This is a genomic window from Pseudomonas sp. V88_4 (assembly GCF_029967985.1).
Taxonomy (GTDB): Bacteria; Pseudomonadota; Gammaproteobacteria; order Pseudomonadales; family Pseudomonadaceae; genus Aquipseudomonas; species Aquipseudomonas glycinae.
The window spans coordinates 70,257-81,910 of sequence record NZ_JASCAF010000045.1; the positions used below are offsets into that span (position 1 = coordinate 70,257).

Annotated in this window: 13 protein-coding genes; 6 read left to right on the forward strand and 7 right to left on the reverse strand. The window is 53.0% G+C overall.

What is annotated here, in order from left to right; translation table 11 throughout:
• Nucleotides 1–70 precede the first annotated feature (70 nt).
• From tkt to fba, 6 genes are all read left to right on the forward strand, one after another.
• Complete coding sequence (gene tkt, locus QLG12_RS23985) at nt 71–2,068, forward strand: transketolase (RefSeq protein WP_197867240.1); 1,998 nt, start codon at nt 71–73, stop codon at nt 2,066–2,068.
• Between the two features lie 151 nt (nt 2,069–2,219).
• Nucleotides 2,220–3,272: an erythrose-4-phosphate dehydrogenase gene (gene epd / locus QLG12_RS23990; protein ID WP_064380162.1), complete on the forward strand. Its 1,053-nt coding sequence runs from the start codon at nt 2,220–2,222 to the stop codon at nt 3,270–3,272.
• Between the two features lie 12 nt (nt 3,273–3,284).
• On the forward strand, nt 3,285–4,448 hold the full coding sequence (locus QLG12_RS23995; protein ID WP_179693423.1) for a phosphoglycerate kinase: 1,164 nt from the start codon (nt 3,285–3,287) through the stop codon (nt 4,446–4,448).
• A gap of 34 nt (nt 4,449–4,482) precedes the next feature.
• Entirely contained in the window at nt 4,483–4,704 is a 222-nt protein-coding gene (locus tag QLG12_RS24000) for a hypothetical protein (protein ID WP_282475335.1), read from the forward strand.
• 57 nt (nt 4,705–4,761) lie between these two features.
• Nucleotides 4,762–5,094, forward strand: coding sequence for an MliC family protein (locus tag QLG12_RS24005; protein WP_197867243.1), 333 nt, complete (start codon nt 4,762–4,764; stop codon nt 5,092–5,094).
• A 125-nt stretch (nt 5,095–5,219) separates the two neighbouring features.
• Nucleotides 5,220–6,284, forward strand: coding sequence for a class II fructose-bisphosphate aldolase (gene fba / locus QLG12_RS24010; RefSeq protein ID WP_007959708.1), 1,065 nt, complete (start codon nt 5,220–5,222; stop codon nt 6,282–6,284).
• A gap of 313 nt (nt 6,285–6,597) precedes the next feature.
• On the opposite strand, the gene QLG12_RS24015 is transcribed toward fba, so the two are convergent.
• From QLG12_RS24015 to QLG12_RS24045, 7 genes are all read right to left on the reverse strand, one after another.
• Complete coding sequence (locus tag QLG12_RS24015; protein WP_197867244.1) at nt 6,598–6,864, reverse strand: hypothetical protein; 267 nt, start codon at nt 6,862–6,864, stop codon at nt 6,598–6,600.
• 36 nt (nt 6,865–6,900) lie between these two features.
• Nucleotides 6,901–7,293: a hypothetical protein gene (locus QLG12_RS24020; protein ID WP_197867245.1), complete on the reverse strand. Its 393-nt coding sequence runs from the start codon at nt 7,291–7,293 to the stop codon at nt 6,901–6,903.
• A 268-nt stretch (nt 7,294–7,561) separates the two neighbouring features.
• Nucleotides 7,562–7,993, reverse strand: a complete 432-nt coding sequence (locus tag QLG12_RS24025) for a hypothetical protein (RefSeq protein WP_197867246.1) — start codon at nt 7,991–7,993, stop codon at nt 7,562–7,564.
• Between the two features lie 114 nt (nt 7,994–8,107).
• On the reverse strand, nt 8,108–8,704 hold the full coding sequence (locus QLG12_RS24030) for a hypothetical protein (RefSeq protein ID WP_197867247.1): 597 nt from the start codon (nt 8,702–8,704) through the stop codon (nt 8,108–8,110).
• Between the two features lie 442 nt (nt 8,705–9,146).
• Nucleotides 9,147–9,875 carry a hypothetical protein gene (locus QLG12_RS24035; RefSeq protein ID WP_282475336.1) on the reverse strand — a complete coding sequence of 243 codons (729 nt, stop codon included), beginning with the start codon at nt 9,873–9,875 and terminating at the stop codon, nt 9,147–9,149.
• Between the two features lie 127 nt (nt 9,876–10,002).
• Nucleotides 10,003–10,473 carry a hypothetical protein gene (locus QLG12_RS24040; protein WP_282475337.1) on the reverse strand — a complete coding sequence of 157 codons (471 nt, stop codon included), beginning with the start codon at nt 10,471–10,473 and terminating at the stop codon, nt 10,003–10,005.
• A 173-nt stretch (nt 10,474–10,646) separates the two neighbouring features.
• Nucleotides 10,647–11,120 carry a hypothetical protein gene (locus QLG12_RS24045; protein ID WP_282475338.1) on the reverse strand — a complete coding sequence of 158 codons (474 nt, stop codon included), beginning with the start codon at nt 11,118–11,120 and terminating at the stop codon, nt 10,647–10,649.
• Nucleotides 11,121–11,654: the final 534 nt, after the last annotated feature.

Below are 11,654 nucleotides of genomic sequence, written 5' to 3' on the forward strand. Positions count from 1 at the left end.
GAGGCGCTCGGGTGAGGGAAAATGCCCTCCTTTTTTCCGTTTCAATCTATTCACACCCAGGAGATCAGCGATGCCTAGCCGTCGTGAGCGTGCCAACGCCATTCGTGCCCTCAGCATGGATGCCGTGCAAAAAGCCAACAGCGGCCATCCCGGTGCCCCCATGGGTATGGCAGATATCGCCGAAGTGCTTTGGCGCGACTACCTCAAGCACAACCCGAGCAATCCATCGTTCGCCGACCGTGACCGCTTCGTGCTGTCCAACGGCCACGGCTCGATGTTGATCTACTCGCTGCTGCACCTGACCGGTTACGACCTGTCGATCGACGACCTGAAACAATTCCGTCAACTGCACAGCCGTACCCCGGGCCACCCGGAATTCGGTTACACCCCGGGCGTTGAAACCACCACCGGCCCACTGGGTCAGGGTCTGGCCAACGCCGTGGGCTTCGCCCTGGCAGAAAAGGTCCTGGGCGCGCAGTTCAACCGTCCTGGCCACAACATCGTCGACCACCACACCTACGTGTTCCTGGGTGATGGCTGCATGATGGAAGGCATTTCCCACGAAGTCGCTTCCCTGGCCGGCACGCTGGGCCTGGGCAAGCTGATCGCCTTCTACGATGACAACGGCATCTCCATCGACGGCGAAGTCGAAGGCTGGTTCACCGATGACACGCCGAAGCGTTTCGAATCGTACAACTGGCAAGTGATCCGCAACGTCGACGGTCACGACCCGGAAGAGATCAAGACCGCCATCGAGACCGCTCGCAAGAGCCCGCTGCCGACCCTGATCTGCTGCAAGACCACCATCGGTTTCGGTTCGCCGAACAAGCAAGGCAAGGAAGATTGCCACGGCGCCCCGCTGGGTGACGCGGAAATCGCCCTGACCCGTCAGGCGCTGAACTGGAACCACGGCCCGTTCGAAATCCCGGCCGACATCTATGCCGAGTGGGATGCCAAGGAAAAAGGCCGCGCTGTGGAAGCCGAGTGGGATCAGCGTTTCGCTGCCTACTCCGCCGCGTTCCCGACCGAAGCCAACGAACTGATCCGTCGCCTGAGCGGCGAGCTGCCGGCCGACTTCTCCGAGAAGGCCGATGCCTACATCGCTGAAGTCGCGGCCAAAGGCGAAACCATCGCCAGCCGTAAAGCCAGCCAGAACGCCCTGAACGCGTTCGGCCCGCTGCTGCCGGAAGTGCTGGGCGGTTCGGCTGACCTGGCCGGTTCCAACCTGACCCTGTGGAAAGGCTGCAAAGGCGTCAGCGCCGAAGACGCCAGCGGCAACTACATGTACTACGGCGTGCGCGAATTCGGCATGACCGCGATCATGAACGGCGTTGCCTTGCACGGCGGTCTGGTGCCTTACGGCGCGACCTTCCTGATGTTCATGGAATACGCCCGCAACGCGGTGCGCATGTCCGCACTGATGAAGCAGCGTGTGATCCACGTCTACACCCACGACTCCATCGGTCTGGGCGAAGACGGCCCGACGCACCAGCCGATCGAGCAACTGACCAGCTTGCGCAGCACGCCGAACCTCGACACCTGGCGTCCAGCCGACGCCGTTGAATCGGCGGTGGCCTGGAAAAACGCTCTGGAGCGCAAGGACGGTCCTTCCGCGCTGATCTTCTCGCGTCAGAACCTGCAGCACCAGACCCGTGATGCCGGCCAGATCGCCGACATCAGCCGTGGTGGCTACGTGCTGAAGGACTGCGCAGGCGAGCCTGAGCTGATCCTGATCGCCACCGGTTCGGAAGTCGGCCTGGCCGTTCAGGCCTACGACAAACTGACCGAGCAGGGCCGCAAGGTGCGCGTGGTTTCCATGCCTTGCACCAGCGCGTTCGACGCTCAGGACGCCAGCTACAAGCAATCGGTTCTGCCGTTGCAGGTCAGCGCGCGTATCGCGATCGAAGCGGCTCACGCCGACTTCTGGTTCAAGTACGTGGGTCTGGAAGGCCGCGTGATCGGCATGACCACCTACGGCGAATCGGCTCCGGCTTCGGCACTGTTCGAAGAGTTCGGCTTCACCCTGGAAAACATCCTGGGTCAGGCTGAAGAACTGCTGGAAGACTGATCCAGAAAAGGTGTCGTCTTAACTGACGCCATCGCGGGCAAGCCCGCTCCCACATGGGCGATGTAGATCCCTGTGGGAGCGGGCTTGCCCGCGATGGCGGTCGGTCAGGCAACATCGCTTTGACTGATACACCACGGTAATCGAGAACCCCATGCCTCAACCGCGTCCCTACAAAGTTGCACTCAACGGCTACGGCCGGATTGGTCGTTGCGTCTTGCGTGCGTTGTTCGAGCGAGGCGAAAAGGCCGGGTTTGAAATTGTCGCGATCAACGATCTGGCCGACATGGCCAGCATCGAATACCTGACACGCTTCGACTCCACCCACGGCCGGTTCCCCGGCGAGGTGAAGGTCGACGGCGATTGTCTGCATATTAATGGCGACTGCGTGAAGGTCCTGCGCAGTGCCACCCCCGAAGGCATCGATTGGGCGTCGCTGGGCGTCGATCTGGTGCTCGAATGCTCCGGCGCTTACCACACTCGCGCAGACGGCCAGCGCTTTATCGACGCCGGCGCGCCACGAGTGCTGTTCTCGCAGCCGATGGCCAGCGAAGCGGATGTCGACGCCACCATCGTCTATGGCGTCAACCAGGATTGCCTGACCGGCGACGAACTGCTGGTGTCCAACGCCTCCTGCACCACCAATTGCGGCGTGCCGCTGTTGCGGCTGCTGGATCAGGCGGTCGGTCTGGATTACGTATCGATCACCACGATTCACTCGGCGATGAACGACCAACCGGTGATCGACGCCTATCACCACGAAGACCTGCGCCGCACCCGTTCGGCGTTCCAGTCGGTGATCCCGGTGTCCACCGGTCTGGCGCGTGGTATCGAGCGCCTGCTGCCGGAACTTGCCGGGCGAATTCAGGCCAAAGCCGTACGCGTGCCGACGGTCAACGTGTCCTGCCTCGACATCACGATGCAGACCGCGAGCGACACCGACGCCGGCGAGGTCAACCGGATCCTGCGCGACGCTGCCACCAGCGGCCCGCTCAAAGGTCTGCTGGCCTACACCGAGTTGCCCCACGCAAGTTGTGATTTCAACCATGACCCACATTCGGCCATCGTCGATGCCAGTCAGACCCGCGTTTCCGGCCCTCGGCTGGTGAACATCCTGGCCTGGTTCGACAACGAATGGGGTTTTGCCAACCGAATGCTGGATGTTGCAGAGCACTATCTGCAGACAGCGACTTCAAAAAAACCGTAGGAAGTGCGACCCATGACCGTGTTGAAGATGTCCGACCTCGATCTGCAAGGTAAGCGCGTATTGATCCGCGAAGACCTCAACGTCCCAGTCAAGGACGGTGTTGTCACCAGCGATGCGCGTATCCTGGCTTCGCTGCCGACCATCAAGCTGGCCCTGGAAAAAGGCGCGGCCGTGATGGTCTGCTCGCACCTGGGTCGTCCGACCGAAGGCGAATTCTCCGCCGAGAACAGCCTCAAGCCTGTCGCCGACTACCTGAGCAAGGCCCTGGGCCGCGAAGTGCCGCTGGTGGCTGACTACCTGGGCGGCGTTGACGTCAAGGCCGGCGACATCGTGCTGTTCGAAAACGTGCGCTTCAACAAGGGCGAGAAAAAGAACGCCGACGAACTGGCTCAGCAATACGCTGCCCTGTGCGACGTGTTCGTGATGGACGCTTTCGGCACCGCGCACCGCGCCGAAGGTTCGACCCACGGAGTCGCCAAGTTCGCCAAGGTCGCCGCTGCCGGCCCGCTGCTGGCTGCTGAGCTCGACGCACTGGGCAAAGCCCTGGGCGCCCCGGCCAAGCCAATGGCTGCCATCGTTGCCGGCTCCAAGGTCTCGACCAAACTCGACGTGCTGAACAGCCTGAGCCAGATCTGCGATCAACTGATCGTCGGTGGCGGCATCGCCAACACCTTCCTCGCTGCTGCCGGTCACCCGGTTGGCAAGTCGCTGTACGAGCCGGACCTGCTGGACACCGCTCGCGCCATCGCCGCCAAGGTCAGTGTGCCGCTGCCGGTGGATGTAGTGGTTGCCAAGGAATTCGCTGAAAGCGCCGAAGCGACCGTCAAGCTGATCGCTGACGTCGCTGCCGATGACATGATCCTCGACATCGGCCCGCAAACTGCAGCCAACTTCGCTGAACTGCTGAAATCGTCGAAAACCATCCTGTGGAACGGCCCGGTCGGCGTGTTCGAATTCGACCAGTTCGGCAACGGCACCAAAGTGCTGGCCCAGGCCATTGCCGAAAGCGCTGCGTTCTCGATTGCCGGCGGTGGCGACACCCTGGCGGCCATCGATAAATATGGCGTGGCTGAAAAGATCTCCTACATTTCCACCGGCGGCGGCGCGTTCCTCGAATTCGTCGAAGGCAAGGTGCTGCCGGCCGTTGAAGTCCTGGAAAGCCGGGCCAAGGCCTGAGGCCGCCCGATTGGCCAGGCAAAGGAGTGTTCAGATGGTCAAGTCGTTAGCGCTGTTGTTGCTGACCGGTACGCTGGCGGCCTGCGGGAGTAACCCGAAGGCCGAGCCGACACCGGCACCCGGCGAGGCACAGAAAGGCTGCTACCAGGCCGACTGGCAGGCCGAAACCAACCCGGTGCTGAACAAGCGCTCGGGGCCGGAAGGCCTGGAAAAATACGAGACGCAAACCCCGGCCAAGGAACATGGTTGCCCTTGACCGGTCTGACTCTTTAACTCAGGGCCGGCGGCGTGCGCTGCCGGTCGAGGAACACGGATGAAAGGCTTGATCGCCGTTGCGGCACTGGGATTATTGGGTGGTTGCGCGCAGTGGAACCCGTTCCAGTCGTCCGCCCCTGTGGATAACTGGACCACCTGGACCTGCGACAGCCAGGCCAAGGTGCTGTGGCGCTACACCGATGCCGCCCGCAAGGAAGTCGATGTGCGTCTGGGCGGCGGTGATCAGGTCTATCGCCTGAAAGAAGAGCCGGGCGCCTCGGGCGCGCTGTACAGCGACGACATGCTGGCGTTTCACATCAAAGGTGAGGAAGGCCTGGTCTACTGGGTTGCCACCAATGATCTGATCGGCCGGGGCTGCAAAGCCGAATAAAACAGAATTTGCTTTATCGAATCACCACGTCGGGCCTCAACCCCCGATCTGCAATCACTTGAATAGCCGCCGCCGCTCCGGCAGGCTGGCACGATTAACGACCCAAACCGGGAGAGAGACACACAATGGCACTTATCAGCATGCGCCAGATGCTGGACCACGCAGCCGAGTTCGGCTACGGCGTTCCAGCCTTCAACGTCAACAACCTTGAGCAGATGCGCGCCATCATGGAAGCCGCTGACAAGACTGACTCCCCGGTGATCGTTCAGGCTTCGGCCGGTGCCCGCAAATACGCCGGCGCCCCGTTCCTGCGTCACCTGATCCTGGCGGCAATCGAAGAATTCCCGCATATCCCGGTGTGCATGCACCAGGACCACGGCACCAGCCCTGACGTCTGCCAGCGCTCCATTCAACTGGGCTTCAGCTCGGTCATGATGGACGGCTCCCTCGGCGAAGACGGCAAGACCCCGACCGACTACGAATACAACGTCCGCGTAACCCAACAAACCGTGGCCATGGCTCACGCCTGCGGCGTTTCGGTAGAAGGCGAGCTGGGCTGCCTGGGTTCGCTGGAAACCGGCATGGCCGGTGAAGAAGACGGCATCGGCGCCGAAGGCGTTCTGGATCACAGCCAGATGCTGACCGACCCGGAAGAAGCCGCTGACTTCGTCAAGAAGACTCAGGTCGATGCCCTGGCCATCGCCATCGGCACCAGCCACGGCGCCTACAAGTTCACCAAGCCACCTACCGGCGACGTGCTGGCGATCGACCGTATCAAGGAAATCCACAAGCGCATCCCGAACACTCACCTGGTGATGCACGGTTCCTCGTCGGTTCCACAAGAGTGGCTGGCGATCATCAACCAGTACGGCGGCGACATCAAAGAAACCTACGGCGTACCGGTCGAAGAAATCGTCGAAGGCATCAAGCACGGCGTGCGCAAGGTCAACATCGACACCGACCTGCGCCTGGCATCCACCGGCGCCATGCGTCGCCTGATGGCCACCAACCCGAGCGAGTTCGACCCACGTAAATTCTTCGGCGAAACCGTGAAGGCGATGCGCGACGTATGTATCGCTCGTTATGAAGCCTTCGGTACGGCTGGCAATGCTTCGAAGATCAAGCCGATCTCGCTGGAAAGCATGTATCAGCGTTATCTGAAGGGTGAGTTGAACGCCAAAGTCAATTGAGACTGGGTGTTGAGCTGATTGAATAAGAAATCCGCCGAAAGGCGGATTTTTTTTGCCCGGAAATTCATGGTTAGGCCATATTTCTGCTGGGTGAAATGTCACCGGTAACGGGCAAAATCCAGATTGATCTGGCGGGCTTCAATGGAAGCGGTCCTCTGCGAGGGCTGCAACCTGATACGTTTGGGAGTCGACGATGCGCGGGCGTGGAAATCGGCGGTCAATGGCCGAGGACCATGCTGGACCTCGGCGCCGTATGAACTGTAACTCGTCTGTAAACACGGATGATTCCATCAATAAGTTGAAGCTCAGTAGATCATTTAAAATTTATGAATTCATAAATAATGATGCTCTGGTTTGGAGTTGGTACGGGGTAAAAAAAACGCGACGTATCAAGTAATGTTAAAGGAGTAAGGTGTTTTAGACTGTAAGCTATGGGTTTTCCCGGAGAGCTGCGAGCTGAGGCTATAATTGCTGCGGCTACAGGATCAATTCCATTGTAAATCATGTGTTCGTAGATTATCCCCTTATGTTCAAATGTTATGTCGTCGCCTTTTTCCCAAGCCCATGGTTGTGTGCCCATTTTCCTGATCTCCATTCTGAATATTTTAGTCTTTATTTATTGATCTATGTGAGCGGCTATGGTTGACTGCATATGTTTAAGTGCTCGATTGATGGTTTGAGAAGTGTTCAATGTGTTATTTGAATTACTGGAATTGCCAAGGGCGCTTTCATCAATAATTATCGGACCAAACACGTTTTTGAGTGCAACTTTAGAGGTGGCTGTGGGAACAGGTGTGGGGATACCGGTGCTCTCGTCTTTTACAATGATTTCCTCTTTGACGGTGTCGAAGCCAATAACTTCGCCAGCAACTCGCTTACCGCCTGATAGCCAGGCAATCAGAAAAGTGCCGACCGAAATAAGCGCTATTGGTAGTTGCTGCGTGGCAGGCGTAGCTGTTGGCTGTATAGCAATGTAATTTGTTGATTTGCCTGTAATGATACTAATCATTTGAGTCACCATTGATAGTCGATGCGACTGTATCTTGGATCTGTCCGTTTATTAAAGCTCATCACGATGTCAAGGGTTTTCAGGTCTTTGAAATTAAATCCGATTGGATCGAATTTGATCATGGTGTAGGAGTAATAAATTTTCGGAATCAGCGTTGTGATGAAGTTTCGCATGACAAGTCGTGTGTATTAAATGTTTTAGCGCTCAAGTTATAAGCTGTGTCTTTATTTTGATCTCCAGGATGTTTTTACCGTGTTTCGCTCCGTGATCAAGGGCTCTGAATTGTAAAGGTTTTCGGGGAAATGATGTAAACCGTACCTTTGGCTTGGTCCGTCACTGATCCATAACACTCTATACTTCCATCGTTGAGTTTGTTCATGTCTTTCATGCCGACAAAAACTTTAAGAGGCCGGCTGTCGATGATTTGACGATTGTGTACGTAAGTATTTGCCGAATTGTTAGTTGTAATGTTCTCGAAAATAAAATCCAGCACCTGTCCCGCGTTGGTAGGGAGGGAGGGATCAATTTTCAAATTAATCCCCCCTAGATGTTGGAACTGTCCGTAGGGTTTGTTGTATTTGGTGTATGCGACATTTGCCGGGTCTTTTGGGTTTAAGCCGATTACATCTTCAGCTAAAATATTGGTGTCTGAATAACAGACCTTTGATTCTGGAATGACTACGTATTTAGTGATGGCCATGGTTGAGCGCCTTTGCCTAAAAGAGGAAATGTGGTTTGCGTGCCAGGTTGTTCAATCAGTTTAAACTGCGGGCCTGACCAGGCTGGAGGTCGCAAGGTCGGAGCTGTTATCAGATTATATTTGCCTTAGTCTATTCCCTTGAAATTCGACTGCTTCGGTGGTTACGTGAGCTTTGACTGTAACGGCAACCTCGTAGTTTGGATAAGGCTCAAGTCCCGCAGTCCTTAACGTTAATTTTTGCCAAATATAGGACTGGTTCAGTTCTTTACCTTGGGTGCCATTGACATAAGCTGGGTTATTTCGAGTATCCCAGTCTTTCTCAGTATATTTGCCACCTTGTTGCCGGATGTAGGGCGATAATATGAGTGGACGCAGATCGGGTTCCGTTCCCCGTTGGCCAGCTTTAACTTCACGAATCTCGGCAGAAGTTACAGTCCATGTGATACCTGACGTGTTGTTAAGTTGAGCATCAGTATCGTTTCTACTCGATGCACACCAGTCGGACACAATAAGAATTTCGTTGTTCTCATTCGTTGGCAGAATGAGTGCCTGAATATCCTCTGGACGGATCTCTATTAGCCTGTCATTTTCATCAAGTACTGTGATTTTTTCTTTCTGAATATCTTCAATGGTTCCACTTCGTAGCCTGTTTCTAACAATGGCATTAATGGCAACATAATTGCGATATAGAACAATAATATCTGTTTCCATTTTCTTTACCTCTCTTTTGCATCTACGGTGCGGCTTTTTTTCTGGCATTGGAACTGTCACATCTGACAGGTTTTTATACCGGTTCGCTATGTCACCGAGTCCGATCAGTAATAGCTGTGTGAAAATGCAGTCTTCCGTAGAGGCCAGCCCTGATCATCGAGCGTATTGCCGAGGCAATGACTCAAGCCTTGGCGAATCATCTGGGCAGAGTGAGCAGTGAGTTGTTTGCTGATATGCAGCGGGAATGGGATGCAGGGCGGGTAGTGGCGTTGAATGACTCTGTCGGCCCAGTATGAAGCGAAAGGCAGTCGGCGCGGCTCGTATTTGATACCTGTCGGCGGAGTTGAAACCAAGGTAAAGCGGGAGGCAGATTCATGTAATCAATCAGAAGACAAATAAATCTGTCCCCTCTATTCTTAAATTAGTCCCGCTTTTCTTGGTTTCAGGAGGGTGCATATTTGATAAGAGTGATAATAGCGGGTATGTCAAATGTTTCTGTTTCTTTCTTTGCGCAAACGGTTACGGTCAGTATTGTTTCAGTTAAAGGAGGCTGCGGGTAACTGTTCTTCGTAGATATTGACGAATCGTTATTGAATTTTCTGTTCCAGTCGGTGGGCGAAATCCCGTCTGGTGGATGGATGACGCGAGTTGTTGGTAAAACCTCAAGGGATTTTTCACTTACTGTGATCGACTGGACTTGCCACGTTGGTGTTGGCCCGGAGGTGGAGTGGGTGGTTTGTCTTAATTCATATTTACCCGGTATACCTGCATACTGGTTGTCTAAAGTATGGAGTTCACCATAATGGTGTATAGTCGGAGTGATTTGGTTATTAAATGTAGGAGCGGGTGGCTCATGGGATGATAGATTTCCAGCACCAAAGATTCCATCAGGAAGAATTGGGAGGTCTATTCTCGTCATAAAACCGCTTAATGTGTTTTGCGTTGGCGGATAAACGTGCTCTGTGTTTGGCTGGTCGATGATTATCGCTTTTATTTGTGATGCAGGGATGTTAACAGCCTGGCCGGTATTCGGGATGATACGGATAGAGTCAGCGTTTATTTCTGCTATTTTTCCAACCACTAATTTTATTTTATTACCTGATTGTGCTATCAATTGAATGATATTGGATCGAAAGTAGCTCACGCTAATGGTGTCATCGTTAATGCTCATTAGGATTCTCCATTAAAGAGCAGAAAAAGGTGACAGATTGTTTCGTAAAAAAATGGGGACAGGTTTATTCGAATAATAAATCTGTCCCCTTTGAATCTGAATCTTTTTGAATCTCTGATTTTTGTTGTTAATTAAAAACTAAGAAGCAGGCTCTGTCTGAAGTTCTTATGGCCGGAAAGAACATATTCAATTGATCATTTCCCAAAATATATACATTTTCAAAAATGGATATTGGTCCCGAAGAGCCTAGTTGGGGTGTTTGGGGTGTTTGGGGTGTTTGGATCGGTTTTGACGGGACATTCCCCATATCTGATGGGTTGTGCATTGTAAACTGTCCATTCGGATTGGGGTAAAATCTGCTGACTATAAGAGCTCTGCCATGAAGTTCATCATTGATCACTTCTTTTATCTCATTAAGGTTCACGGTCTTTATTTTGTCTGTAGTCTGTAAGGTTATATCTATAGTTTTCATTTCTTTGTTAAAGGAGTTGATTTTGCCTTCCAGTAATTTAGGCTTGTCGTACTCGGAAACTATCATTTTGATACTGGCGCCAGCCATATAATAAGTGCTTGGTGGCTTGATATCTGAGTCGCTCATTTTTTCAATCTCCTTGTAGGGTGTTGCGTCAGATTGGATTTTTTTTCAGCGTCGGCCACAGGGATTACATAAGTCCGTCCCCTTATCTGATGAAGAATGGGGAGAGATGGTGGGAGTTGCCATGACGTTAACCTTTCATGCTGTTGGGATATTTTTCTTGTGTTGATTTTTCATTATCCTGCAACCAGGATAATAGGCCCGTCTATAAAATTTCCGCTCTTAACGAACTCATGAATCTCAAAAGGTCGAAAGTGTTCGAACTGTGGAGGTATTAATTCGTCAAGGGTCGGGAACTCAAATCCTTCAAGTATAGATCTTTGGGGAGTTTGGGACTGTTTTGGCGGGTTGTTCTCCTCATCAACTGGGTCGTCCATTGAGGAGTCTGATTTTTCATCGGTGTTGAATATTTTGAATATAACAGCGCCACAGAAAAAATCTGTATCAAGAATCAAATTTTCTATGCTGTCAAAGTTAATGATCGTTGGAGTGTTTGTAGTGCGTGAAGTTATCTCTATGGTTTTTAGTTCTTCGTCGATGGATTTGATTGTGCCTGTCAGTAAATTACGTTTGGTGCCTTTTGATACTATCATGCTGATAGGGCCGCCAGGCATGTAACGGATGTTTAGCTTGTTATCTGAGTCGCTCATTTTGCAATCTCCTTGAAGGGTGTTGCGTCAGATTGAATTCTTTTTTTGTTAATTGAAACTGTCAGAGTTGACAGGTTTTTATGATTTTTTAATGTGGACGCTATTCAGTCCGGAAATATCAAATGGATTGAATCGAGGGTGTTTCACATTTGTTGATAAAAGATGATTCAAACAACAAATGAGGGTAAACCAAAGAACCCGCCATTGGCGGGTTCTTGGTTTCTCGCTTGCAGATCAGTGATTACATTCCTGGCAGGACATGATCCAGCGTCTGATTTACAGCCAGCTCCGCATCCCTCACCACTTGAGCGATACCCAGTGCAGTTTTGTGGTGGGATGGCGGCAGTATCGCGGGCGAAGTGTAATCTGAACTTTTATATCAGGTCACGCGGTATGTTCTTGAGTTTGAAATGCCTACCTGCTGTCCTGATGAATTGCTGTGAATGCATCTCAAGTCATAGGTGCCTGGCTGCGTAATCCGTTGTTTAATTAGAAGTTCATACCAGTACTGGCTTCCCCTGTAATTGATATAAG